The following is a 25,602-nucleotide window of genomic DNA, read 5'->3' on the forward strand; positions in this document are numbered from 1 at the left end:
GAATCTCACACGACCGGCGGGTCGTCGTAGTGACGCTCCTCGTAGACGCGCCGGTGGGTCACCGGGTCCTCCTCGACGACCACCGTGGTGGGCGCGATGGCCCTGCGGGCGACGTTCATCCGGTAGATGGCGATCAGCAGCCAGACCAGGCCGCCCAGCATCAGGATGACGCCGAGGATGTTGATGTCGAACCCCGCGAGATCGAATTCGACCGCCCATGTGAAGATGGCGCCGAGCATGATGAGGATGATTCCGCCTGCGATGGTCATGGGATTTCCCTCCTTCGTGCCAACGCCACTTCACCTATCCCCCACACGGATCTCAAACGTTGACCTCGGAGGCCGCCGTGAAATTCAACCGTCCGATCGTCGTGACGGGCCTGATGGGCGCGGGCAAGTCCTCCGTGGCCCGCATCCTGGCCGCGGAGCTGGGACGCGAGCTGCGTGACAGCGACCCCGACCTCTCCGCCCGGTACGGCGGCGCCACGGCGGCCCAGACGGCCGAGCGGGAGGGCGTGGAGGAGCTGCACCGCCGGGAGGCCGAGCACCTGCGCGAGTCCCTCGCCGAGCAGCCGCCCCCGGTGATCGCCGCGGCCGCGAGCGTGGTGGAGGACCCGGCCTGCCGGGAGGCGCTGGCCTCCGCGCTGGTGGTCTGGCTGGACGCCCCGGCCGAGGTCCTCGCCGAGCGGATGCTCTCCGGCGGGCACCGCCCGCACTTCGAGCCCGACCTCGACGTGATGCTCACCAAGCAGCGGGCCCGCAGGGGGCCGTTCTTCGCCGAGGTGGCGGACCTGACCTTCGACGTGTCGGCGGCCGAACCCGCGGAGGTGGCCTCCTCGGTGCTCGCGTCGCTCGGCGACCGGTGAGCCGTACCCCGCCCGGCCCGCCCCGCGCGCCGGACGGGCCGGACGGGCCTAGCGCGTCGGATGGGCCGGGTGGTCCGGGCGTGCCGAGCGGCCCGGGCACGCCGGATGGGCCGGAGCGCGCCGCCGGTTCATCCCGGGAGCGTCTCGCCGCCGATCGGAGCCAGGACCTCCCCGGTGTAGTAGGAGGAGAGCCGGTCTGAGGCGAAGAAGACGTACGACGGCGCGATCTCGTCGGGCTGGGCGGGGCGCTTCATCGGCACCTGCTCGCCGAACTTGCCGACCTTCTCCTCCGGGAAGGTCGCGGGGATCAGCGGTGTCCAGACCGGCCCCGGCGCCACCGCGTTCACCCTGATGCGCCGCTCGACCAGGGTCTGCGCGAGCGAGTAGGTCAGGGCGTTGATCGCCCCCTTGGTCGCGGAGTAGTCGATCAGGGTCTTGTTCCCGCGCAGCCCGTTGATCGAGGAGGTGTTGACGATGGCGCTCCCGTCGGGCATGTGCGCGAGGGCCGCCTTGGTCACCCAGAAGTAGCTGTGGATGTTCACGGCGAACGTGCGCTCCCACTGGGAGTCGGACAGCTCCTCCAGCGACTCCACCGGCGCCTGCGTGGCGACGTTGTTGACCAGCACGTCGAGGCCGCCGAGCGCGGAGACGGCCGACTCGACCACCTGGCGGCAGTGCGCGGCGCTCGCCAGGTCACCCGGGAGCAGCACGCAGCGCCGCCCCTCCTTCTCGACGAGGCCCTTGGTGTGCTCGGCGTCCTCGTGCTCGTCCAGGTAGGCGATGGCGACGTCGGCGCCCTCCTTGGCGAACGCGACCGCCACGGCCCGCCCGATGCCGGAGTCGCCCCCGGTGATCAGCGCGCGCTTGCCGGCGAGGAGGTCGCGGCCGGCGTAGTCGCGCATCTCGTCCCTGGGTTCGGGTGTCATCGCCCCGCTCTCCCCGGGGTAGGGCTGGGTCTGGGGCGGCGGCGTGCTGCTCTGTTCCTGTGGCATACGGCCCGCCTACCCGATGTCCCGCGCCGCATTCCGCCGTACCCGGCACGGCGTCCCGCCGTTCTCCGGCCCTCCCGGTCTCCCCCGGTCCCGGCGGGGTCCCGGCCGGGGCCGCGGGGCCGTACGGCCTCAGCCCCCGAGCAGCTCCAGCATCCGCTCGACCTGTGCCGTGCGGGAGGCGTCGATCCGCCCGGCCAGCTCCCTGACCTCGGGATGCAGCCCGGCGATGGCCTCCGCCCTGGCCAGCTGCGCCGCGTCGTCCTGGTGGGCGATCATCATGTTGAGGAAGGCCCGCTCGAAGTCGGCCGGGGCCGCGCCCGCGACCGAGGCGATCTCGCGCGCGGCCGTCTCCGGCATCCCGCCGTGCGCGGCGTGCTCGTCGGGCGGCGCGGTCGGCGGCTGTCCCCAGTCGCGCAGCCTGCCCGCCATGGCGGCCGTCTCGGCCTCCTGCGTCACGGCGATCGCCGCAGCGAGGGTGCCGACCTCCTCGCGGACCTCCCGGCCGCGCGCCAGCCGGGCCAGCTCGACGCCCTGGCCGTTGTGGACCACCATCATCTGCAGGAACATCACGTCGGCGGAGTTGAAGCCCCGGGCGGCGCCGGCCGCGGCCGCCCGCTCGGCCATCGCCTCCCGCGCCCACCGGCCCTCGGGGGCACCGCAGCCGGTGACGGCCACGAGGGCCGCGACGGCGAGCAGGGCCACCGGGAGGGCCGGTGGGACGCGCCGCGCTCCGCACTCCGCACGGGGTCGCGTCATGGCGGTCGGATCAGAGCCGCTGCCAGAGGGCCGGGGCGTTCGGCGGTTCCCAGCCCGTCAGGGAGGTGTGCGCCTGGCGGCACTGGTAGGTCGCCCCGCCGTAGGTCACCCGGGCGCCCGCCGCGTAGGCGGTGCCGGGGGCCCAGGTGCCGCCCGGCTGCGAGGTCGGGGTGGGCGTCGGGGTGACGGTCGGCGTGGGGGTGGGCGTGACCGTGGGGGTCACGGTCGGGGTGGGCGTCGGGGAGGGGTTGGAACCGCCGCCGAAGTCGACGTCGCTGCAGGTGTAGAAGGCCTCCTCGCTGCCGACCACCCGCTGCCAGATCGAGTAGATCAGGGCGCGGCCGCTCCGCTGCGGGAGGTTGATCGTCCAGTTGGTGTAGGTGCCGGGGTTCTGGTTGTTGAAGGTCCTGATGTGCTCCAGGTCCGACCAGCGCAGCGGCTGGGCCGGGTTCCAGCCCGGCTTGGTGATGTAGAACTCGAAGTTGCTGTTCGCGTGCGGCGCGGTCGCGTGGTAGGTGATCGTCAGCGGTCCGGGGCTGACCCGGGTCGCGGGCCAGTCGGTGCGGGCGAGGTTGAGCCCGCGGTACTTGTCCCGCCCGGCGCCGCAGAGCTGGCCGTCCGGGATGATCTCGCGGTGCCGCCCGCCGGCGTCGAGCCGGGACACCTCGTGCCAGTCGTAGAACGCCTGGGTCCCGCCGGCCGCGACGGCTGCCTTGCACGCGGCGGACTTGGGGTTGTCCGGGCCCTCGGTCTTGCAGACGTAGGCGCGGCTGGGCGGGTTCGACATGGATCCGTGGGCCTGCGCGGGGGTGGTGGGGATCACGGCCAGCAGGGATCCGAGCATGAGGGCAGCGGCCCCGGTGGCCGCCTTGGGTCGCACGTACACGTGGACGCCTCCTGATTGGGGGAAATGGAGGTAGAGCATGTCCAACGGCCGACGGATAGCACGTTATTAATAGGAAACCTTACTAAGAATTTCCACCGGGGGCCACCCTCCCGTCCTCAGCCCACGGTCAGGACCACCTTGCCCCGCCCGTGCCGCGCCTCGACCTCGCGGTGGGCCTCGGCGGCCCGCTCCAGCGGGTAGGCCCGGCGGACGTGCCAGGCCAGGGCGCCGCGGACGTGCAGCTCGGCGAGCTCCGCCAGCCGGGAGGCCAGGCGGACGCCCCGGGTCGTCTGCACGCCCAGCTCGGCGGCCCGGCCGTGCTCCACCAGGGTGACGATCCGCTCGGGCGCCACCAGCCGCAGCGAGACGTCGAGCGCCTCGCCCCCCGCCCCGTCCAGGACCGCGTCCACCCCGCCGGGGGCCGCGGCGCGGACCCGCTCCTCCAGGCCCTCGCCGTACGCCACGGGGACGGCGCCGAGGGAGCGCAGGTAGTCGTGGTTCTCCTGGCGCGCGGTGCCGATGACGACGGCGCCGCGCGACCGGGCGAGCTGCACCGCGGCGGTGCCGACCGCCCCGGCGGCGGCGTGGACCAGGAGCGTGTCGCCCTCGGCCGCGCCCAGCTGCTCCAGCGCGATGTGGGCGGTCTGAGTCCCGGCGGTGAAGCCGCCCGCCACCTCCCACGACATGCCCGCCGGCTTGGGCGTGACGTTCTCCGCCGGGACCACGACGTACTCGGCGTAGCAGCCCAGCAGGTCGAAGCCGAGCACCTCGTCCCCCGGCGCGAACCCGGTCACCCCGGCGCCCACCTGGTCGACCATCCCGGCGAACTCGTTCCCCGGCACCCGGGGCAGGTCGCCGGAGACCCCCGGCGGGGTCCAGCCCTGCCGCACCGCCACATCGAAGGGCTGCACACCCGCCGCCCGCACCCGGACCCGCACCTGGCCGCCGCCCGCCTCCGGGGTCTCCATCTCCATCGCCCGCAGCACCTCGGGGCCGCCGAACTCGGAGAACGCCGCCACCTTCATCCCAGACTCCTTCGTCTCGTCCGTGTCACCCCCGACCCTGCAACCTCGACCGAGGTCGAGGTCAATTCCGGACGTCCACCACCGCGCTCTCCCCGCCTGACGTGGCGCGACGTGACGGATACAAGAAGTGAGTCCGCTATCCTCCCGCTATGCCGGACGGGGACGACTTCACGACGCGCTACCGACTGCTGCACCGGTTGGGCAGCGGCGGGATGGGCACCGTGTGGCTGGCCAGGGACGAGATGCTCGACCGCGAGGTGGCGGTCAAGGAGCTGACGCCGCCTCCCGGGATGAGCGAGGCCCAGCGCGCCGAGGCGGTCGCGCGCGCCGTACGGGAGGCGCAGGCCACCGCGCAGCTGCGCCATCCGGCGGTCGTCGCCGTGCACGACGTGGCGGTGCACGACGGCAAGCCGTGGATCGTCATGGAGCTGCTCCGCGGCCGCACCCTCGCCGAGTTCGTCAAGGAGCGTGGACCTCTCCCGCCCGAGCAGGCGGCCGCGCTCGGCGCGCAGCTCCTCGACGGGCTGGACGCCGCGCACGCCCGCGGCATCCAGCACCGCGACGTCAAGCCGGGCAACGTCTTCCTGACCGACTCGGGGCGGGTCGTCCTGACCGACTTCGGCATCGCCCGGTTCGCCGGTGACACGACGCTGACCCAGGCCGACCTGCTCATCGGGTCACCCGGCTTCATCGCCCCGGAGCGGCTCGACGGCGAGCCGGGCGGGCCCGCCTCGGACCTGTGGTCGCTCGGCGCCACCCTGTATCTCGGGGCCGAGGGCGTCCCGGCCATCGAGGGCGAGGCCATGGTGCGGCTGAGCGCGACGCTCTCCGGCCGGATCAGGCCGCCGCACCGGTCCGGCGCGCTCGGCCCGGTCCTGACGGCGATGATGGCCCGCCACCCCGCGCAGCGCCCGGACGCGCAGACCCTGCGCGGGCTGCTCGCCCAGGTCGCCGCCGGGCACACCCCCCAGGTCCCGCCCCCGTCGTCCGTCCTCCCCCCGCCGCCGCGCCCGCACGAGCAGGTGCACGGCCTCCCTTCCCCGCAGATCCACGGTCACCCGGTCCCGCAGGCCCAGGGTCACCCCGCCTCTCAGGCCCACGGTCACCCCGTCCCGCACCATCCCGGGCCGGGCCCGCAGCCCCCCTACGCCCCCGGGCCGCCGTCCCCGCACGGACACGGCCCGCAGCCCCCGCACGGACACGGCCCGCAGTCTCCGCACGGAGCCGTGGCGGACCCGCACGGTTCCGGTGCCGAGCCGGACGCCTCCGGGGCCGCTCCGGTGCGGCGCCGGGGCGGGCTCCGCCTCTGGGCGGCCGTGGCGGCCGTCGCCTGCGTCGCGGGAGCGGGAGCGGGAGCGGCGCTGGCGCTCACCACCGGGCCGGGCGAGCGGACCTCGTTCGACGAGCCCGTGGACTTCTGCAAACTGCTCACCGCCGAGCAGGTCCGCCAGATCATGGGCGTCGCCCAGCCCCCGGCCGGCCGCCCGGACGACGGCGGCTGCGCCTGGACCACCGAGGACACCGGGATCGCGCTGATCCCCGTCACCGACAGCGACACCCCGCAGCCGTGGGCGCTGACCCCGGAGTCGGCGCGCACGCTCTTCGCCAACCTGGACCGGGAACACGCCAAGGCGTCCCAGGTCAACTGGGAGTGGAAGGAGATCGGCGTCAGCGGGGCGACCGCCGAGCGGACCGTCCGCCGGGCGGTGCCGGGCCTGGGCGAGGAGGCCTTCGCCTATGATCTGACCTCTTCCGGAGGCCGCACGCACTCGGGCATCGTGACCTTCCGGCTCCTCGACCTCGTCGTCGAGGCCCAGTACTCCACGCGCTCCTCCCGGCCCACCGACGACGACGTCAGGAACGGCGCGCTGGCGGTGGCGCGGCAGGGCGAGGCGTCACTGCGGGGCCTGAAGTGACCGGCCGCACCCTGGCCGGCCGGTACCGCCTGCTGGAACGGCTCGGCGAGGGCGGCGCGGGCACGGTCTGGCGGGCGCGCGACGAGACGCTCCGCCGCGACGTCGCGGTCAAGGAGCTGCGCGGCGGCGCCGGATTCGCCGAGCGGGCGATCGCGGAGGCCAGGGCCGCCGCCCGGGTGAACCACCCGGCCATCGTCATGGTCCACGACGTGGTGACCGACGGCGGCCTGCCGTGGATCGTGATGGACCTGATCGACGGCGTCTCCCTGGACCGGCTGATCGAGCGGGGCCCGCTCCCCGCGCCCCGGGTCGCCGCGATCGGGCTGCGGGTCCTGGCCGCGCTGGAGGCCGCGCACGCACACGGCATGCTGCACCGCGACGTCAAACCGGGCAACGTCCTGGTCGAGCGGGACGGTACGGCGGTGCTCGCCGACTTCGGCATCGCGGCCCCGATGACCGGCGAGCAGAGCCTGGCCGACCGGGCCGGTTCCGCCGGGTACACGGCCCCCGAGCGGCTCCGGGAGGAGCCGGCGGGACCGCAGTCCGACCTGTGGGCGCTCGGGGCGACGCTGTACGCGGCGGTGGAGGGCCGCGCCCCCTTCCGCCGCGACCATCCCGCCGCCGTCGCCGCCGCGGTGCTGATGCACGATCCGCCCGCACCGGTCCTGGCCGGGCCCGAGCTCGGCGGGCTCCTGCTCGCCATGCTCGCCAAGGATCCGGCCCGGCGCCCCGCCCCCGCGGCGGTCCGGCAGGTCCTCGACCGGATCGCCGCCACGACCTCCTACCGCTCCGTCGCCACCGCGCCGGTCGCCCCGGCCGTCCCGCACGGAGCCTCGGCCGTCCCGCACGGAGCCCTGACCGTCCCCGCGAGGACGGGCCGGCGCCGCCGGCTCCGGGTCGCCGCCGCAGTGGTGGCGGTCTCCGCGGCCGTCGGCGCGGCGATCGCCTGGAGCACGGTCACGTCACCGGGCGACGGGCCGGACCGGGGGCGGTTCGCCGCCGCGCCGGAGGCCTGCGACCTGCTCACCGTCGAACAGGTCCGCGAGCTGGTCGGCCAGGTCACCGATCCGAGGATGACCAAGGTGGACGAGTGCACGTGGAACTACCTGAAGAGGGGCGTCCCCTACCGCTGGATCAGCGTGCAGACGCAGGCCGTACCCCCGCACGGCGAGACTCCCGCGCCCGAGGCGGCGCGGCTGCTCTTCGAGAGCATGCGGCGGGAGACCGACTCCGAGGCGGGCGGCGACACCGCGTTCGGCCGCCAGACCAGGTCCCGGGTCCGCGCGCTGCCCGGCGTGGGCGAGGAGGCGTTCGCCCGGGACTACGTGAGGGAGGGTGCGAACATCTCCCGCACCGTCTGCAGCGTCTGGCTCCGCGTCAGCAACCTGATCGTCAGGGTGGAGTGGACCCGCGCCGAGGACGGCGGGGTCCGCCCGGCCGACCGGCGGACCGTGCTGCGCGCCGCCGAGCGGGTGGCGGCCGGACTCGTCACGCCCGGACCGTCCGGGCCGTCCGGCGGTTGAGCCGCGCCCCCGTCCCCCACAGGAGGTCCCCGTGAGTTCCGGCAGTCCCGAGCCCCCCACCACCCCGGCCACCGCACCGGCCGAGTGGGGGCCGACCGTCCCGTCCCCGGTTCCGTCGCCGGGGCCCCGGCGGTGGCTGCCGCCCGTGGCGGGCGTGACCGCGCTCGCCGTGGCCGCGGGCGGAGGCTCCTACCTGCTGGTGAGCCGGCTGAACGCCACCGGGGCCCCCGCCCCCGCCGCGTCCCCGGCCGCTCCCGCCTCCCAGGGCCCCGCGGGACCTCCGGACGTCTGCGCCATGCTCGACCGGGTCGACGTCGACCGCCTCGTCCCCCAGGCGAAGGTGAGCGACTCCACCAACGACAACCGGGCCTCCTCACCGGCCTACGTGAACTGGAGCTGCTCCTGGCAGAACATGAACTACTCCTACGGCGAGTACCGCCGGAGCCGCCAGATCAACGTCAAGGTCACCCAGTACGAGGGAGAGAAGACGGAGACCGCCGACACCGTCGCCCGGCGGAACTACGGCTACGACCTCGAATCGGCCCGGTACGCCGAGAACCACCCCCAGAAGGACTACTACTACTCCCCCGTCCGCAAGCTCCAGGGCGCCGGCGACGAGGCGCACGTCCAGTACACCTGGTCCAAGGGGAAGACGAAGTACGCCTTCGGGACGGGGTTCGGCCGGGTCGGCGACGTGACCGTCAAGGTGGAGTACCAGGCCGACCAGCAGCCCAAGGACGTCCCGCTCTTCTCCGACGAGGGCAAGCAGTCCGTCACCGAGCAGAACGCGCTGCGGGAGGCCGAGCTCCTGATGCGGCAGGTCTCCGAGGCGGTCGCGGCCTGGCGGCAGGGCAGGCCGTACGCCCGCTCGGCCCCCCGGCCGACGTCCTCGCCGACCCCCTCCCCCACGCCCACCCCGGTGGAGATCGCCTTCCCGAAGGTCTGCGCCGAGGTGACGCCGGTCGCGGCGCCGCTGGTCCCCGGAGCGGCGCTCAAGTCGGAGCGCACGCAGAGCGGCGACCGGACGGCCGTCACCTGCCGCTGGAACAACCGGGAGATCCCCGCCGGGGGGAAGCACCGGCTGCGCAGCGTCTTCGTCACCTTCACCACCTTCGTCGACCGCGTCGGGAAACCCGACTCCTGGGCGGCCAAGCAGCACTACATCGACCGGCGGGCCGAGGCGAAGGAGTGGGAGGGCAGTGGGTTCCAGGGGCTCTTCTGGTACAAGGTGACCGAGCCCAAGGGCTGGGGTGAGCGGGCGTTCCACCAGTACCGGAAGAACCGGACCCCCAGCGCGCACGTCGGGGTGGCCGACGCCGTCGTGCTCTCCGGCCCGACCGTGGTCGAGGTCTCCTTCGGCGGCTCCGACCGCCCCGAGGGCACCGGGATCAACGACCCGAAGTCCGTCCTCATGCCGCAGCAGGAGGTCGTCGCGGGTCTCGTCCCGGTCACCGAGGCGGTCCTCGACTCCTTCCGGCGCAACGGGGTCCGCTAGCGATGCCCGGCCCGGATCCGGCGCCGCCGCCGTGGGAACCGGCGGGCGGCGCGCCCCGACCCGGCGGCACGTCGGGCGGCACGGCCTCTCCGGCGGGCACGGCGGATCGCGTGCCCCGGCGGCGCTGGGCGGCGCCCGTCGCGGCGGGGGCGACCGCGCTCGCCGTCACCAGTGGCGTCCTCGTCCACCTGGCGGCCGGATCCGGCGTCCCGGAAGGCTCCGCAGGGCACCCGGCCGCCGCCTCGTCGCAGTCCTCGGTACGGCCCGCCGACGGGGATCCCGACGTCTGCGCCATGGTCGGCGGCGCCGAGCTCGCCCGGCTCGTCCCGCAGGCGGCGGTGAAACGCGGGGAGAGGGACGACGCGCTGTCCACCGTCTGGAACTGCTCCTGGAACGACTCCGTCCACCCCGCCGGGGACCACACCGAGCAGGCCACCGTCAAGGTCCAGGTGATGCGGTACAAGGAGCAGTACGGCCTGACCGCCGAGGAGCGGGCCCGGGCCGGTTACGCCCTGCACCTGCGGATCGCCCGCACCGGCGCCACCGCCCCGGCCGGCGGCCACCGGATCTCCTCCGTCACCCCGCTCACCGGGGTCGGCGACGAGGCGCACGTCCGGCACACCCGGTCCACCGCCTCCCTCGCCACCGGCGACGGCTTCGGCCGGTTCGGGGACGTCCTCGTCACGGTGGAGTACCGCGCCGTCCGGTGGCCGGGCCGCGGGCCGCGTCCCTTCGGCGGCGGGCAGGACCGGCCGGTCCCCGTCGAGGACGCGCTGCGGGAGACCGAACTCGTGCTCCGGCAGGTCTCCGCGGCCGTCGCGGCCTGGCGGCAGGGCAGGCCGTAGCCGGGCCCTCCTCTTCCCGGACCAGCCGGAGGCTCCGGTTCCGCCGCTGCGAAGACGTCGAGCGAGAGCGGCGGATCACCTGTCGTGTCCGCCGTACGACCGTCCGCACCTCCTGAGGATCACGACACCATGGTTGCACTTTTTGCACTTGAGCTGCGATCCTGGCGAGGAGCCCCAGGAAGGAGAAGCGCTGCATGACAGTCACAGCTGATGCCCTGATGCCCGACCCGGAGGAGTCCGGCGCCCTTGAGAAAGTGACGCGCACACTGCACCGGCAGGGAAATCCACGACTGCGGCTCGTCCGAGGAGACTCGGAGACTGAGCTCCCCCCCTCTCTCGAGTCGGCTCTGGTACGGATCGCCGAGTTGATGTCCGCGGGCCGCGGCGTGGCCATCGTGCCCGTGGACCGGGAACTGACCACCCGGGAGGCCGCAGACCTGCTCGGTGTCTCACGGCCGACGCTGATCAAGCTCCTCGACGACGGGCAGATCGGTTTCACCCGCCCCAACAACAGCCGGCGCATTCCGCTGCACGAGGTTCTCGACTACAAGGAACGGCGCAGTCGCCGGAGGAAGGCCCTTCTGGACGAGATGACCGCCGATGCCGTCGACACGGGCCTTTACGGCGTGCCGTCTTCAGACGCCGGGTGACGGCCGCGCATGACCATCGCGATCCTGGATGCCAACGTACTGATCCCCAACGCTCTGTGCGATCTGCTGCTCCGGCTCGCCGAGGAGAACCTCCTCCAGCCGCGATGGTCTCCCCACATTCTCACGGAGGTACAACGGCATCTGCCCTCGGCGGATCCGAAAGTCCTCAGCAGGAGGGTCGATGCCATGAACGCGGCCTTCGAGAGCGCGATGGTGACCGGCTACGAGCGGCTGATCGCTGAGATGACCAACCATCCCAAGGACCGGCACGTTCTGGCGGCCGCGGTCCACGCCGACGCCGACCTGATCATCACCTGTAACCTCCGGGACTTCCCCGACGAGTCCTGTGATCTCCACGGCATCGAGGTCCAGCATCCCGACGACTTCCTCCTGGACCTGCTGGACCGGGAACCCGGGACGATCGGCCGGGTGATCCGCGAGCAGTCGGCCGCGACCGGACGATCCGGCCCGAAGCTGACACCGCTGGATGTCATGCATTACCTGGCGGCGGCGGGGGCGAAACGGTTCAGCGCCTCTTTGGTCGCCCGCTTCGAACATGATCGGAATCAGCAGGTGGAGTCCGAAGACTGACGCCACGGGTGCGCTTCACCGACCGGGAGCAGGGAGGTCGGCGCCCTCGGCAGGCCCGCCGAGCCCTTCGTTCACCGAAGTGGAGACGAAGGTCTCGATGGCGGCCAGGTCGTCAGGCTGCAGCCCTCTGCGGGGCGAGGGTGCGATCAGCAGGGCCCGCCCGCTTTCGGTCAGCTCGTCGTAGACCGGTCCACAGGTGGGCGTTTCGACGTCGTCGGTCCAGATGAGCCGCCGTTCCTGCGCCAGGATCCGACGTGCGGCGGCGAGTTTGGCCTCCGCCGCGACGACGGCGGAAAGGTGGTCTGTCCAGGCGCGGGCCAGCAGGGGCAGAGCGAACAGCCGCTCCACCTGGTCGGCGTCGGCGCACCAGGTGCTACACCAGCGGATCTCGACGCCGCCCGCCCGATGCAGTGCGCGGATGCGGTCGATCAGAGCCGGAGCCCAGCGCATGCGGTAGGCGCCGCCACCGGAGTAAGCGGTGCCGCTGCGCGGGACGTCGCCCCAACCGGGCCGGGCGACGTTGATCACACCGTCGACGTCGAGCAACCACACCGGCCGATCCATCAGCCGGAATGCTTCGTGTGTGCGCGGTAGAGAGCGGACGTGCTCATGATCTGCCTCCTGGGACTGCGGAACGGAGCACTCCAGCGTCCATCGTGAATGCACCACATCACGTCACCCTGACATCACACGGCATCAGAAGTCTCCGACACGACTTGACAGATCACCACAGAAGTATCAAATTAGGCAAGGCTTTCCTTAATAAGGCATGCCTAACCTAATCGGAAGGTCGTGGAGTGGACGGGATCGGAGGCCGGGTCGCCCTGGTGACCGGGGCGGCCGGAGGCATCGGGAGAGCGGTCTGCGCCGCCCTGGCCGGGGCGGGGGCGCAGGTCGCCGCAGCCGACCTGGACGCCGTGCCGGCGGAGTCCGCAGGCGTTCCGGACGCCGCCGCGGCGGAGGAGCTCAAGGGCGCGACGCCGTACCGGCTGGACGTGCGCGACCCCCGCGCGGTCGAGGAGACCGTCGCGGCCGTCGAGCGGGACCTGGGCCCGATCGACATCCTGGTCAACGTCGCGGGCGTCCTCCTGCCCGGCCGGGCAGCGGAGACCGACGACGAGCGGTGGCGGCGGACCTTCGCGGTCAACGCCGACGGCGTCTTCCACGCCTCCCGCGCGGTCGCCGCCCGGATGACCCCCCGGCGGCGCGGCGTGATCGTCACCGTCGGCTCCAACGCCGCCTCGGTACCGCGGGTCGGCATGGCCGCCTACGCCGCCTCCAAGGCCGCCGCGGCCATGTTCACCCGCTGCCTCGGCCTGGAGCTGGCCCGCCACGGCATCCGCTGCAACGTCGTCTCCCCCGGCTCGACCGACACCGCCATGCTGCGCGCGCTGGCCGGGGACCGCGATCCCGAGGAGGCGCAGAGCGCCGTGCTCGACGGCGACCCGGCCGCCTTCCGGGTCGGCATCCCGCTCGGCCGCGTCGCCGACCCCGCGGACGTCGCCGGCGCCGTCCTCTTCCTCGCCTCCGACCAGGCCAGGCACATCACCATGCACGACCTCCTCGTCGACGGCGGCGCGACCCTCCGCACATGACCGGACAGCACCCTCTCCGGCTGCGGCGCGGCCTCCGCGCCCGGCCGGACAGGACCCCTTCGCCGACGGCGGCGCGGCCCTCCGCGCCCGACCAGATTGGACTTCGATGCATTCGCTGACAACCGCCGCGGATCCGCTGGCGGGATACGCACCCGGCGAGTCGGTGCTCTTCTCCTCGCCGGGCGGCACGCTGCTCACCCGCGGCGTGCGCACCGTCGTCGGCGGTGAACTCGGCTCCCTGCCGGAACGGGTGGCGGCCGCGCTCGGCTCGGACGGTACGGCGAGCGGGACCGCCGACAGGACCGCTGACGGGACCGTCACCGAGGCGGCGGGCAGGGCCGAGAGCGGGGTGGCGGCCGGGGCGATCGGGTTCGACGGCGCGGCGCACCTGGTCGTCCCGGCCGCCGCCACCTGGTCGGGCCCGCTGGAGCCGGTCGCGGCGGCCCCGCGCGGCGGCTGGCGGGTCCGGCCGGTCCCGGCCCCGGAGGACTACCGCAAGGCCGTGCGGCGGGCGGTGGAGATCCTCCAGAGCGCGGACGACGACCCGGACGGCCTGCGCAAGGTGGTCCTCGCCCGGACCCTCGAACTCGACGGCGACGGGCCCCTCGACCTGCGCGAGCTGCTGCGCCCCCTGGCCGGGCGGGACCTGTCCTTCGCCGCGCCGCTGCCCGGCGGCCGCACCCTCATCGGTGCCAGCCCCGAGCTGCTCGTCTCGCGCCGGGGCCGGACCGTGCTCTCCAACCCCCTCGCCGGCTCCGCGGCCCGCAGCGCCGACCCCGCCGAGGACCGCCGCCGCGCCGAGGCGCTGACCGCCTCCGCCAAGGACCTGTACGAGCACCGCCTGGTCGTGGAGGCGGTCGCCGACGCGCTCCAGCCGTACTGCGCGCACCTGGAGGTGCCGTACACCCCCGAGCTGACCTCCACCGAGACGATGTGGCACCTGTCCACGCGCGTCACCGGCGTGCTGCGCGACCCCGGCACCCCCGTCCTCGCGCTCGCCGCCGCCCTGCACCCCACCCCGGCCGTGTGCGGGACACCCCGCGCCGCGGCCCGGCGGGTGATCGAGGAGCTGGAGCCGTTCGACCGCGGCGCCTACACCGGCCTGGTCGGCTGGACCGACGCGGCCGGCGACGGCGAGTGGGCGGTGACCCTCCGCTGCGCCGAGGCGGCGGAGCGGACCCTGCGGCTCTTCGCGGGCGCCGGGATCGTCCCCGGCTCCGACCCCGAGCGGGAGCTCGCCGAGACCTCCGCCAAGTTCCGGACCATGCTGCGAGCCCTGGGAGTGAGCACCGATGCACTGGCCTGACGACGTCGCCACCCGTTACCGCGCCGCCGGATACTGGCGGGGTGAGACCTTCGGCGGCCTCCTGCGCGACCTCGCCGCCCGGTACGGCTCCCGCCCCGCGCTGATCTCCCCCGGCCTCCCCGGCTCCCCGGCCGCCCGGTGGACCTTCCGGGACCTGGACGAGCGGGCCGACCGGCTCGCCGCGGGACTGCACGCCGCCGGGATCCGGCACGGCGACCGGGTCGTCCTGCAGCTGCCGAACGTGCCCGAGTTCCACCAGGTCTGCTTCGCGCTCTTCCGGATCGGCGCGCTCCCGGTCTTCGCGCTGCCCGCGCACCGCTCCGCGGAGATCTCCTACTTCTGCGAGTTCACCGAGGCCACCGCCTACATCTGCCCGGACGAGGAGCACAAGGCGTACGCCCCGGGCACCCGCGCGTTCACCCTGGCCGACCTGGCCGGCCTGTCGGCGCCTTCGGGGACCGACCCGGTGGAGCCGCCCGGCCCCGGTCCCGGCCCCGGCGACCTCGCCTTCCTGCAGCTGTCCGGCGGCAGCACCGGCCTGCCCAAGCTGATCCCGAGGACCCACGACGACTACATCTACAGCTTCCGGGCCAGCGCGGAGATCTGCGAGCTGACCCCGGAGAGCGTCTACCTGTGCGCGCTGCCGGCCGCGCACAACTTCCCGATGAGCTCCCCCGGCGTCTTCGGCGCGCTCAGCGCCGGGGCGGCCAGCGTGCTGGCGCCCGACCCCAGCCCCGGCACCTGCTTCCCGCTGATCGAGCGGGAGCGGGTCACCATCGCCGCGCTGGTCCCCCCGCTCGCGCTGGTCTGGATGGACGCCGCCGCCTCCGGCGGGCACGACCTGTCGAGCCTGGAGGTGCTCCAGGTCGGCGGGGCCAAGTTCAGCGAGGAGGCGGCCAAGCGGGTCGGCCCCGAGCTGGGCTGCACCCTGCAGCAGGTCTTCGGCATGGCCGAGGGGCTGGTCAACTACACCCGGCTGGACGACCCCGAGGACGTGATCGTCTCCACCCAGGGCCGCCCCATCTCCCCGGACGACGAGATCCTCATCCTGGACGACGAGGGCAACGAGAGCGACCACGGCCACCTGCTGACCCGCGGGCCGTACACGATCCGCGGCTACTGGCGCGCCGACGAGCACAACAGGACGGCGTTCACCGAGGACGGCTTCTACCGGACCGGCGACATCGTCCGGCGCGCCGAGGGCGGTTACCTCGTCGTCGAGGGCCGGGCCAAGGACCAGATCAACCGGGGCGGCGAGAAGATCGCCGCCGAGGAGGTCGAGAACCACCTCCTGGCCCACCCGGCGATCCGCGACGCCAGCGTGGTCGCCGTCCCCGACCCCTACCTGGGCGAGCGCACCCGCGCCTACCTGATCTGCCGCGGCGAGGCGCCGAAGAAGGCCGAGCTCCGGGCCTTCCTCCGGGACCGCGGCATCGCCGCCTTCAAGATCCCGGACATGTTCGAGTTCGTCGACGCCTTCCCGCAGACCGCGGTCGGCAAGGTCAGCAAGCGCCACCTCCGCGAAAGGACCTGACAGACCATGGCGATCCCCCAGATCCAGCCCTACCCGATGCCGGACGACCTGCCCGCCAACCGGGTCGAGTGGCACCCCGACGCCCGCCGCGCCGTCCTGCTCGTCCACGACATGCAGAACCACTTCGTGCGCGCCTTCACCCCCGGGCAGTCGCCGCTGGTCGAGCTGATGTCCAACGTCCTGGCGCTGCGCGAGCACTGCGCGGCGCTGGGCGTGCCCGTCGTCTACTCGGCGCAGCCCGGCGGGCAGAGCGCCGAGCAGCGCGGCCTGCTCCTCGACTTCTGGGGCGACGGCATCGGCCCGGACCCGCACGACGCCCGGATCGTCGACGAGCTGGCGCCGCGCGAGGGCGACGTGCTGCTCACCAAGTGGCGCTACAGCGCCTACCAGCGGACCGGCCTGGCCGAGCTGATGGGCTCCCTCGGCCGCGACCAGCTGATCGTCTGCGGGATCTACGCGCACATCGGCGTGCTGATGACCGCCTGCGAGGCGTTCATGCGGGACGTGCAGCCGTTCGTGGTCGCCGACGCGGTCGCCGACTTCTCCGCCGAGCACCACCGGATGGCCCTCGACTACGCCGCCCAGCGCTGCGCCGTCACCGTCACCACCCGGCAGCTCAGCCGCGCCCTCACCCGGGAGGTGGCCGGTGTCTGAGACCGCCGTACGGCTCCGCGCCGAGATCGCCGAACTGCTCTACGTGGACCCCGAGGAGCTGGAGTTCGACGAGAACCTCATGGACGCCGGGCTGGACTCCATCCGGGTGATGACCCTGATCGAGCGGTGGCGCCGCGAGGGCGTCGAGCTGACCTTCGCCGACCTGGCGGAGAAGCCCACCGTCGCGGCCTGGGCGGAGCTGCTGAGTTGAGCGCTTCCGAATCGAGTCCCGCCGGGCCGGGCACCACCGGGTCCAGCGCCGTCGGGTCCAGCGCCGTCGGACCGGATGCCGTCGGGCCGGGTTCCGAGACCTTCCCGCTCACCGGGGCGCAGGCGGGCATCTGGTTCGCCCAGCGCCTCGATCCCGGCAACCCCGTCTACAACACCGCCGACCGGGTCGACATCCACGGCGCGCTCGACCCGGCGCTGTTCGAGCGGGCGCTCCGGCGCGGCCTGGCCGAGGCCGAGCCGCTGCGCCTGCGCTTCACCGAGGAGCCCGCCCAGTACCTGCCGGAGTGCGACTCGCTGCGCGACTCCATCACCGTCCTCGACCTGCGCGGCGAGGCCGACCCGGACGCCGCCGCCGAGGCGTGGATGCGCGCCGACGTGCGCACGCCGGTGGACCCGGTGGACGGCGGTGCCGACGGCTCCCTGTCCCGCCACGCCCTGCTGCGTCTGGCCGACGACCGGTTCACCTGGTACCTGCGCGTGCACCACCTGCTGATCGACGCCTACGCGATGTCGATGCTGGTCGGCCGGGTCGCGGAGATCTACAGCGCGCTGGACGGCGGCCTGCCGAGCGGCCCGAGCCCGTTCGGCGGGCTGGCGCCCGTGCTGGAGGAGGAGGCCGCCTACCTCGGTTCCGAGCGCCACTCCAAGGACCGGGCCTACTGGCTCGGCCTGCTGGACGGCGCCCCCGAGCCCGCGGGCCTGGCGGGCGCGCCCGCGCTCTCGGCGCGCGAGGTCGTACGGCACCGCGAGGAGCTGCCCGCCACCGGGCACTGGGAGGCGCTCGCCCGCGAGACCCGGGCGACCTGGGCCGAGGTGGCCGCCGCAGGCGTCGCCGTCTACCTCGGGCGGCTCACCGGGAGCACCGACGTGCTGGTCGGCCTGCCGCTGATGAACCGGTCCGGCGCCGCGCTGCGGGTGCCGTGCCTGACCGTCAACGTGCTCCCGCTCCGGCTCGACGTGCGCCCCGGCGTCCCGCTCGGCGACCTGGTCCGCCAGACGGCCCGGCGGATGGCCGAGGCCCGCCGCCACTCCCGGTACCGGATCGAGGAGCTCCGCCGCGACCTCGGCCTGTCCGGTTCCTCGCGGGCGCTGTTCGGCCCGCTGCTCAACATCAAGCCGTTCGCGTCCGACGTGAAGTTCGGCCCGCTCCCCGCCACCGTGCGCAACCTCGCCGCCGGACCCGTCGACGACCTGGCCGTGGCGCTCCTGCTCGACGGCGACCGTCTCACGCTCGAACTCGACGGCAACGCCGCCCTCTACTCGGAACGGGACCTCGCCGTCCACGCCCGGCGGCTGGCCCGGCTCCTGTCGGCCCTGGCCGACGTCCCGCCCGGCACCCCGATCGGCCGCCTGCCCCTGCTCACCGAGGAGGACGAGGCGGCCCTGCCCGCCGCCGCGCCCCCTGCCGCGGCCTCCGGCCCCGCCGCCTCCACCGTGTCCCCGGTGTCCCCGGTGTCCCCGGTGTCCCCGGTGGTCTCCGGGTCCACCGCGTCCGCCACCGCGGCCGCCGCCGGGCCGCGCACCGTCGTCGAGGTCTTCGACGAGCGGGTACGGCTGACGCCCGGCGAGCGGGCGCTCGTCTGCTCGGGCGAGGAGCTGACCTTCGGCGAGCTGGGCCGCCGGGCCGACCGGCTGGCCCGGCGGCTGGTCCGGGAAGGGGCCGGACCGGAGCGGATCGTGGCGCTGGAGCTGCCGCGCTCGGCCGACCTGGTGGTGGCGCTGCTCGCCGTACTGAAGAGCGGCGCCGCGTTCCTCCCGGTCGACCCGGCCTACCCGGCCGACCGGCGGGAGTTCATGCTCGCCGACGCGCGGCCGTCGATCGTGGTCACCCCGGAGTGGCTGGCCGCGGACTCCCCGGCCGGCACCGGTCTCCCGGAGGCCCCGGGCGCCGCTCTCCCCCTCCCCCGGCCCGACGACGCCGCGTACGTGATCTACACGTCGGGGTCGACCGGACGCCCCAAGGGCGTGGTCGCGACCCACCGGGGCCTGGCGGCCCTGTTCGCCAGCCACCGCGAGCGGCTGTTCCCCTCCGGAGATCGGGCCGGTGAGCGGCTCCGGGTGGCGCACACCGCGTCGTTCTCGTTCGACGCCTCCCTCGACCCCGTCCTGTGGATGGTCGGCGGGCACGAGCTGCACCTGCTCGACGACGACACCTACCGGGACCCCGAGGCGCTGACCGCCTGCGTCCGCGAGCTCGGGATCGACTACCTCGACCTGACCCCGTCGCACCTGAAGGAGATGCCCGCCCTGCTGACGGCGCCGCCGCGGATCGTCGTGGTCGGCGGCGAGGCCGTGCCCGAACCGCTCTGGCGGCGCCTGCGGGAGAGCGGCACGCTCGCGGTCGACCACTACGGCCCCACCGAGGCGACCGTCGACGCCTACACCCGGCTCGGCGACGGCACCGAGGGCCCCACCCTCGGGACCCGCGCCCACGTGCTCGACCACGCCCTGCAACCGGCCCCGCCCGGGGTCGCGGGCGAGCTGTACCTGTCCGGGGACGGCCTGGCGCGCGGTTACCTCCGCCGCCCGGAGCTGACCGCCGAGCGGTTCGTGGCCGGGCCGGGCGGCTCGCGCCTGTACCGGACCGGCGACCGGGCCCGCTGGACCGCCGACGGGCGGCTCGAACTCCTCGGCCGCACCGACGACCAGGTCAAGGTACGCGGCGTCCGGATCGAGCCCGGCGAGATCGAGGCCGTGCTGGAGGAGCACCCCGGTGTCTCCGCCGCCGCCGTGGCCGTCCGCGGCGGCAGGCTGGTCGCCTACGCGGTGCCCGCCGGGGAGCCCGCCGCCCCGGACACCACGGCGGCACCGGCCCTCCGGGAGACCACGGCCGCACCGGACACCACGGCCGCGCCGGACACCACGGCCGTCCCCGCCGCGGACCCCGCGGCCGCGGGAGCCGCCGGGCTGCGCGAGTTCGCCGCGGCGCGGCTCCCGGCCGGGATGGTGCCCTCGGCCGTCGCCTGGCTGGACGCGCTGCCCCGCACCCCCAGCGGGAAGCTGGACCGGGCCGCCCTGCCCGAGGTCGACGCCGCGACGCGGCGGAGCCGGGAGCCGGAGAACGCCTCCGAGCACGCCATGCGCGAGCTCTTCCGCGAGGTCCTGGGAGTGCCCGGCGCCGGGGTGGAGGACGGCTTCTTCGAGCTCGGCGGCCACTCGCTGCTCGCCGCGCGGCTGGCCGTACGGATCAGGGAGACCTTCGGCGTCCGGATGCCGATCGCGACGATCTTCGAGGCCCCCACGGCCGCCGGGCTCGTCACCCGGCTGCCCTCCGGCCACACCGCCCGGCCGCCGCTGCGGCCCCGGCGCCGGCCCGATCCGGTCCCGCTCTCGTCCGCGCAGGCCAGGCTCTGGTTCCTGTACCGGATCGAGGGGCCGAACCCGACCTACAACATCCCCATCGCGCTGCACCTGCCCGGCCCGGTGGACCGTACCGCGCTGGAGGCCGCGCTCGGCGACCTGGTGGCCCGCCACGAGGTACTGCGCACGGTCTTCCCCGAGCGCGACGGCGTGCCCTGCCAGCGGATCCTGGAGCCCGGACCGGTGCCGCTGCCCGTCTGGCAGCCCGGCGAGCACCTGGCCGAGGCCGTCCGGACCGTCGCGCGCCGCGGGTTCGACCTGGCCGTCGAGACCCCGTTCCGGGCCCACCTGCTCCGGGGCCGCGACGGGGACGGGACCGGCGACGGGAACGGGAACGGGAACGGGAACGACGACAGGAACGGCGGCGGCGCGGAACACGTGCTGGTGCTGGTGCTGCACCACATCGCCGGCGACGGCTGGTCGACGGAACCGCTGGTCCGCGACCTGCTGACCGCCTACGAGGCCCGCAGGGCACACCGGGCGCCCGCGTTCGAACCGCTGCCGGTGCAGTACGCCGACTACGCGCTCTGGCAGCGCGAGCTGCCCGACACCGACCTGTCCCACTGGACCGAGACCCTCGCGGGCCTGCCCGACCGGCTGGAACTGCCCGCCGACCGGCCCCGGCCGGCGGTGTCGAGCGGCGCGGGCGGTACGGTCCCCGTCCGGTTCGACCCCGGTCTGACCGCCGGGATCGAGGCGCTCGCCCGGGCGAACCGCGCCAGCGTCTTCATGGTGCTGCACGCCGCCCTGGCGGCCCTGCTCACCCGGCTCGGCGCGGGCACGGACATCCCGATCGGCACGCCCGTGGCGGGCCGGGGCGACAGCGCGCTGGACGACGCCGTCGGCTTCTTCGTCAACACGCTCGTGCTGCGCACCGACACCTCCGGCGACCCGGCCTTCACCGAGCTGCTCCGGCGGGTGAAGGAGGCCGACCTGGCCGCCTTCGACCACGCCGAGACGCCGTTCGACCGGCTGGTCGAGGTCCTCAACCCGCCCCGGGCCCGCAACCGGCACCCGCTGTTCCAGGTGATGCTGGTGCACCAGGACGCCCCGGCTCCGGGCGTGGAGGTGGTGCACACCGGCACCGCCAAGTTCGACCTGACCCTCAACCTCGACCGGTCCGGCTCCGGCTTCCTGGAGTACAGCACCGACCTGTTCGACCCCGGGACGGCCCGCTCCATCGCCGAGCGGCTGGTCCGCCTGCTCTCGGCCGCCGTCGCCGACCCGGACCGCCCCGTCAGCGGGCTCGACATCCTCAGCGGGGCCGAGCGGCGGACGCTGATCGAGGGCTGGAACGGGGACCTGGTCAGCGAGCCGGGCGCCACCCTGCCCGAGCTGTTCGAGGCGCAGGCCCGCCGCACCCCGGACGCCGTGGCCGTCACCGCCGCCGGGACGGAGTTCACCTACGCCGAGCTGAACGCGCGGGCCAACCGACTGGCGCACAAGCTCGCCGCGCACGGCGCAGGGCCGGAGCGCATCGTGGCGCTCGCGCTGCCCCGGTCGGCGGACCTGGTGACCGCACTGCTCGCGGTGGTCAAGACGGGAGCCGCCTACCTGCCGCTGGACCCGACCTACCCGGCCGACCGGCTCGACTACATGATCTCGGACGCCGCGCCGGTCTGCGTGGTCGACCCCGGCTGGCTGGAGGACCTGGACGACTGGCTCGACCACGACCCCGAGCGGTCCCTGGCACCGGGCAACGCCGCGTACGTGATCTACACCTCCGGCTCGACCGGCCGGCCCAAGGGCGTGCTCGTCACGCACCACAACGTGGTCCGGCTGCTGTCGGCCACCGACCACTGGTTCGGCTTCGGTCCCGACGACGTGTGGACGCTCTTCCACTCCTACGCCTTCGACTTCTCGGTGTGGGAACTGTGGGGCGCGCTGCTGTACGGCGGGCGCCTGGTCGTGGTCCCCTACGAGGTGAGCAGGTCCCCCGAGGACTTCCTCGGCCTGCTGGCGCGCGAGCGGGTCACGGTGCTGAACCAGACCCCGTCGGCGTTCTACCAGCTGGTCGCGGCCGACGACGGGCGCGAGCTGGCGCTGCGGTACGTGGTGTTCGGCGGGGAGGCGCTGGAGCTGGCCCGGCTGTCGGACTGGTACGCCCGCAGGCCCGGCCCCGCCGGACCCGGCCACGAGCCCGGCCCGGCGGGCGGCGGCCCGCTGCTGGTCAACATGTACGGCATCACCGAGACGACCGTGCACGTCACGCACATGCCGCTCTCCCCGGACCACCGGGAGGGCAGCCTCATCGGCCGCGGCATCCCCGATCTCCGGGTCTACCTGCTGGACGGCACCCTGCAGCCGGTGCCGCCGGGGGTCGTGGGCGAGATGTACGTGGCCGGCGACGGCCTGGCCCGCGGCTACCTCGGACGGCCGGAACTGACCGCCGAGCGGTTCGTCGCCGACCCGTACGGCCCGCCCGGCACGCGCATGTACCGCTCGGGCGACCTGGCCCGCTGGAGGCCGGACGGCACCCTCGACTACGTCGGCCGCGCCGACCAGCAGGTCAAGGTGCGCGGCTTCCGGATCGAACTCGGCGAGATCGAGGCGGCGCTGCTGCGCCACCCCGCGGTCGGGCAGGCCGCGGTGATCGTCCGCGAGGACAGGCCGGGCGACAGACGCCTGGTCGCCTACGCCGTACCGGCCACGGTGCCGGGCGGCGTGCTCGACGCCGCCGAGCTGCGCAGGTTCGCGGCGCAGGCGCTGCCGGACTACATGGTGCCCTCGGCGGTCGTGGAGATCACCGCGCTCCCGCTCACCGTCAACGGCAAGCTCGACCGCCGGGCGCTGCCCGCGCCCGCCGCGCCCGCCGCGGAGGGGCGGCCTCCGGCCACGCCCCTGGAGGAGACGCTCTGCGGGCTCTTCGCCGAGGTGCTCGACCTGCCCCGGGCGGGCGCCGACGACGGCTTCTTCGAGCTGGGCGGGCACTCGCTGCTCGCCGTACGGCTGGTCTCCCGGATCCGGGAGGTCCTCGGCGCCGAGGTGACCATCGGCGCGCTCTTCGAGGCGCCCACCCCGGCCGGGCTGGCCGCCCTCGTCCAGGGCGAGGACGGCGGCACCGGCGTCGACCCGCTGGCGGTGCTGCTGCCGCTGCGCGAGACGGGCTCGGCCCCGCCGCTGTTCTGCGTGCACCCGGCGGGCGGGCTGAGCTGGTGCTACAGCGGCCTGATCCGACACCTGCCGGACCGGCCGATCTACGGCCTGCAGGCCCGCCACGACCCGCTGCCCTCCTCCCTGCGGGAGCTCGCGGCCGACTACGTGGCGCGGATCCGCGAGGTCCAGCCGGAGGGGCCGTACCACCTGCTGGGCTGGTCCACCGGCGGCATCATCGCGCAGGAGATGGCCGTGCAGCTCCGGCTGGCCGGACAGGGCGTCGCACCGCTGGCGATCCTGGACGCCTACCCGGCCGAGGGCATGCGGGACCTGCCGCCCTCCGACGAGGCCGAGGCCCTGGAGGCGCTGCTCACCATGGGCGGCTTCGCTCCGGACGCCGCGTCCACGCTGGAGGGCGCGATCGAGGTGCTGCGCCGGGAGGGCAGCCCGCTGGCGGGCCTGCCGGTGGAGACGCTCCGCTCGCTGCGGGACCTCTACCTGAACACCAACCGCCTGGTGCGGAAGCTCGACACCCGGGTGTTCGACGGCGACGTGCTGTTCTTCCGCGCCACCGTCGACACCATCGACGACACCCTCACCCCGAACACCTGGCGGCCCCACGTCAGCGGCATGATCGACGCCCACGACGTGGCCTGCAGCCACAAGGACATGACCCGGCCGGGACCGATCGCCGAGATCGGCGCGATCGTCGCGGCCCGACTCCGGGAGCGCAACCGATGAACCCCTTCGACGACCCCGACGGCGAGTTCCTCGTCCTGGCCAACGACGAGGAGCAGCACTCCATCTGGCCGTCGTTCGCCGCCGTCCCCGACGGCTGGGCGGTCCGCTTCGGCCCCGAGGCGCGCGCCGCCTGCCTGGCCTACGTCGCCGCGCACTGGACCGACCTGCGTCCCCGGAGCCTGACCCGTTGAACGAGCCCGCTTCTCCGAACGACCGCCCGGCGGGTGACGTCGTGGCGACGGCCGCTCCCCCGACGTCCCCTCCCCCGGCACCCCCTCCCCCGGTGCCCGGCCCGGCGGACGACGGACCGGCGGACGACGGACCGGCGGGGGCGGGCCGGGCCGCGCGGTGGGCCGTACCGGTCGTCTACGTGACGGCCATGTGCATGAACGGCCTGGACGCGACGATCGTCAACCCGGCGCTGTTCTCCATCGCCACCGACCTCGGCGTGGGCCCGGCCGCGGCGAACCTGGTGGAGGGCTCCTTCCTGGCCAGCCTGGCGGTGTCCATGCCGGTGGCCGGGTGGCTCTGCGACCGGTACGGCGCGGCGCGGGTGTTCCTCGCCGCGCTGGCGCTGTTCACCGCGGCGTCGGCGCTGTGCGGGCTGGCCTGGAACCTGGACTCCCTGGTGGGCTTCCGGGTGCTGCAGGGCGTCGGCGGCGGGGTGCTGACCCCGGCCGGCATGACGATGCTGTTCACCGCGTACGCCCCCGAGGAGCGCATGCGGCTGTCGCGGTACATCGTCGTGCCGACGGCGCTGGCACCCGCGCTGGGACCGGTCCTCGGCGGGCTGCTGGCCGACCACCTCTCCTGGCGGTGGGCGTTCCTGCTCAACGTGCCCTTCGGCGTGGCCGCGGTGCTCCTGGGACTCGCGGCCGTCCGCGTCCCCTCCCCCGGAGCCGGTACGGCGGGCCGGTTCGACCTGCGCGGCCTGCTGGCCCTGTGGGTGCTCAAGGACCGCGGCTTCCTGCGCGGCGCCGCGGCGGCGTCCCTGGCGGCGGCGGGCCTGATGGGCATGCTCTTCGTCTTCCCTCTGATGTACCAGGACGCGCTGGGCGCCTCGGCCTCGGACGCCGGGCTGGTGCTCTTCCCCGAGGCGCTGGGGCTGATGGCCGCCGGTTTCGCCGTCGACCGGGTCTGCGCCCGGTGGGGCGAACGGCGGGTGACGGCGCTCGGCCTGCTCGGCGGCGCGGCGCTGTTCACGGCGCTGGCCCTGACCGCCCCCGGCCCCTGGACGCTGAGAGCGATCATGTTCTCGGTGGGGCTGGTGCTCGGGCACGCGGTGACGGCGGTCCAGATCTCCGCGTTCGACGACGTCGCCCCGGAGGTGATGGGCCGGGCCATGACCCTGTTCCAGTCTCTGCGCATGCTCGGCGGCGCACTGGGCGTGGGCCTGTGCGCCCTCGCGATCCCCGTCGGCTATCCGGCCGCGCTGCTGGTCGCCGCCGCCTTCCTCGGCGCGGCCTTCCTGAGCGCCGTACTCCTGACCCCGGCGGCGGTCACGGCCCGAGCCGGATGACCGGTCCGTCTCCGTCCCCAGC

General features: G+C 74.5%; 21 protein-coding genes. 15 read left to right on the forward strand and 6 right to left on the reverse strand.

Annotation, left to right across the window (positions count from 1 at the left end):
• Positions 1–5 precede the first annotated feature (5 nt).
• Entirely contained in the window at positions 6–269 is a 264-nt protein-coding gene (locus HS048_RS31575; RefSeq protein ID WP_068897502.1) for a DUF6458 family protein, read from the reverse strand.
• Between the two features lie 77 nt (positions 270–346).
• On the opposite strand from HS048_RS31575, the gene HS048_RS31580 reads away from it, so the two are divergent.
• Positions 347–865: a shikimate kinase gene (locus tag HS048_RS31580; protein WP_196469709.1), complete on the forward strand. Its 519-nt coding sequence runs from the start codon at positions 347–349 to the stop codon at positions 863–865.
• Positions 866–993: 128 nt separating this feature from the next.
• On the opposite strand, the gene HS048_RS31585 is transcribed toward HS048_RS31580, so the two are convergent.
• From HS048_RS31585 to HS048_RS31600, 4 genes are all read right to left on the reverse strand, one after another.
• Positions 994–1,857, reverse strand: coding sequence for an SDR family oxidoreductase (locus tag HS048_RS31585; protein WP_068897503.1), 864 nt, complete (start codon positions 1,855–1,857; stop codon positions 994–996).
• Between the two features lie 129 nt (positions 1,858–1,986).
• Positions 1,987–2,613, reverse strand: a complete 627-nt coding sequence (locus HS048_RS31590) for a DUF305 domain-containing protein (RefSeq protein WP_230882398.1) — start codon at positions 2,611–2,613, stop codon at positions 1,987–1,989.
• 10 nt (positions 2,614–2,623) lie between these two features.
• On the reverse strand, positions 2,624–3,499 hold the full coding sequence (locus HS048_RS31595; RefSeq protein WP_307832714.1) for a lytic polysaccharide monooxygenase: 876 nt from the start codon (positions 3,497–3,499) through the stop codon (positions 2,624–2,626).
• Between the two features lie 116 nt (positions 3,500–3,615).
• Positions 3,616–4,524 carry an NADP-dependent oxidoreductase gene (locus HS048_RS31600; protein ID WP_196469710.1) on the reverse strand — a complete coding sequence of 303 codons (909 nt, stop codon included), beginning with the start codon at positions 4,522–4,524 and terminating at the stop codon, positions 3,616–3,618.
• A gap of 149 nt (positions 4,525–4,673) precedes the next feature.
• Between HS048_RS31600 and HS048_RS31605 the strand changes: the two genes are divergently transcribed.
• The 6 genes from HS048_RS31605 to HS048_RS31630 all read left to right on the forward strand — a co-directional run bounded on the left by HS048_RS31605 (position 4,674) and on the right by HS048_RS31630 (position 11,544).
• Entirely contained in the window at positions 4,674–6,440 is a 1,767-nt protein-coding gene (locus HS048_RS31605; RefSeq protein WP_196469711.1) for a serine/threonine-protein kinase, read from the forward strand.
• Complete coding sequence (locus HS048_RS31610) at positions 6,437–7,963, forward strand: serine/threonine-protein kinase (protein ID WP_196469712.1); 1,527 nt, start codon at positions 6,437–6,439, stop codon at positions 7,961–7,963. The genes HS048_RS31605 and HS048_RS31610 overlap by 4 nt, the downstream gene beginning before the upstream one ends.
• A 31-nt stretch (positions 7,964–7,994) precedes the next feature.
• On the forward strand, positions 7,995–9,458 hold the full coding sequence (locus HS048_RS31615) for a hypothetical protein (RefSeq protein ID WP_196469713.1): 1,464 nt from the start codon (positions 7,995–7,997) through the stop codon (positions 9,456–9,458).
• Between the two features lie 110 nt (positions 9,459–9,568).
• Positions 9,569–10,303 carry a hypothetical protein gene (locus HS048_RS31620; RefSeq protein ID WP_196469714.1) on the forward strand — a complete coding sequence of 245 codons (735 nt, stop codon included), beginning with the start codon at positions 9,569–9,571 and terminating at the stop codon, positions 10,301–10,303.
• Positions 10,304–10,497: 194 nt separating this feature from the next.
• A complete protein-coding gene (locus HS048_RS31625) occupies positions 10,498–10,953 on the forward strand; it encodes a helix-turn-helix domain-containing protein (RefSeq protein WP_196469715.1) in 456 nt (151 codons plus the stop codon).
• Positions 10,954–10,962: 9 nt separating this feature from the next.
• The gene (locus tag HS048_RS31630; protein WP_196469716.1) at positions 10,963–11,544 is read left to right on the forward strand and encodes a PIN domain-containing protein; all 582 of its coding nucleotides are present in this window, start codon (positions 10,963–10,965) and stop codon (positions 11,542–11,544) included.
• Positions 11,545–11,559: 15 nt separating this feature from the next.
• On the opposite strand, the gene HS048_RS31635 is transcribed toward HS048_RS31630, so the two are convergent.
• Positions 11,560–12,108 carry an HAD domain-containing protein gene (locus HS048_RS31635; protein ID WP_196469717.1) on the reverse strand — a complete coding sequence of 183 codons (549 nt, stop codon included), beginning with the start codon at positions 12,106–12,108 and terminating at the stop codon, positions 11,560–11,562.
• A 233-nt stretch (positions 12,109–12,341) separates the two neighbouring features.
• Here HS048_RS31635 and HS048_RS31640 point away from each other — a divergent pair, with 233 nt between their 5' ends.
• From HS048_RS31640 to HS048_RS31675, 8 genes are all read left to right on the forward strand, one after another.
• On the forward strand, positions 12,342–13,139 hold the full coding sequence (locus HS048_RS31640) for a 2,3-dihydro-2,3-dihydroxybenzoate dehydrogenase (protein ID WP_196469718.1): 798 nt from the start codon (positions 12,342–12,344) through the stop codon (positions 13,137–13,139).
• 106 nt (positions 13,140–13,245) lie between these two features.
• On the forward strand, positions 13,246–14,445 hold the full coding sequence (locus HS048_RS31645) for an isochorismate synthase (protein WP_196469719.1): 1,200 nt from the start codon (positions 13,246–13,248) through the stop codon (positions 14,443–14,445).
• Positions 14,432–15,979: a (2,3-dihydroxybenzoyl)adenylate synthase gene (locus HS048_RS31650; RefSeq protein ID WP_196469720.1), complete on the forward strand. Its 1,548-nt coding sequence runs from the start codon at positions 14,432–14,434 to the stop codon at positions 15,977–15,979. Before HS048_RS31645 ends, HS048_RS31650 begins: the two co-directional genes overlap by 14 nt.
• Before the next feature lie 6 nt (positions 15,980–15,985).
• Entirely contained in the window at positions 15,986–16,633 is a 648-nt protein-coding gene (locus tag HS048_RS31655; RefSeq protein ID WP_196469721.1) for an isochorismatase family protein, read from the forward strand.
• On the forward strand, positions 16,626–16,844 hold the full coding sequence (locus HS048_RS31660; RefSeq protein WP_068897513.1) for a phosphopantetheine-binding protein: 219 nt from the start codon (positions 16,626–16,628) through the stop codon (positions 16,842–16,844). The genes HS048_RS31655 and HS048_RS31660 overlap by 8 nt, the downstream gene beginning before the upstream one ends.
• Positions 16,841–24,061: a non-ribosomal peptide synthetase gene (locus HS048_RS31665; RefSeq protein ID WP_196469722.1), complete on the forward strand. Its 7,221-nt coding sequence runs from the start codon at positions 16,841–16,843 to the stop codon at positions 24,059–24,061. Before HS048_RS31660 ends, HS048_RS31665 begins: the two co-directional genes overlap by 4 nt.
• Positions 24,058–24,252 (forward strand): MbtH family protein, encoded by a 195-nt coding sequence (locus HS048_RS31670; RefSeq protein ID WP_068897514.1) that lies wholly within the window; start codon positions 24,058–24,060, stop codon positions 24,250–24,252. Before HS048_RS31665 ends, HS048_RS31670 begins: the two co-directional genes overlap by 4 nt.
• The gene (locus HS048_RS31675; protein ID WP_196469723.1) at positions 24,249–25,580 is read left to right on the forward strand and encodes an MFS transporter; all 1,332 of its coding nucleotides are present in this window, start codon (positions 24,249–24,251) and stop codon (positions 25,578–25,580) included. Before HS048_RS31670 ends, HS048_RS31675 begins: the two co-directional genes overlap by 4 nt.
• Positions 25,581–25,602: the final 22 nt, after the last annotated feature.

This window comes from Planomonospora sp. ID91781, from assembly GCF_015711595.1.
Classification (GTDB): domain Bacteria; phylum Actinomycetota; class Actinomycetes; order Streptosporangiales; family Streptosporangiaceae; genus Planomonospora; species Planomonospora parontospora.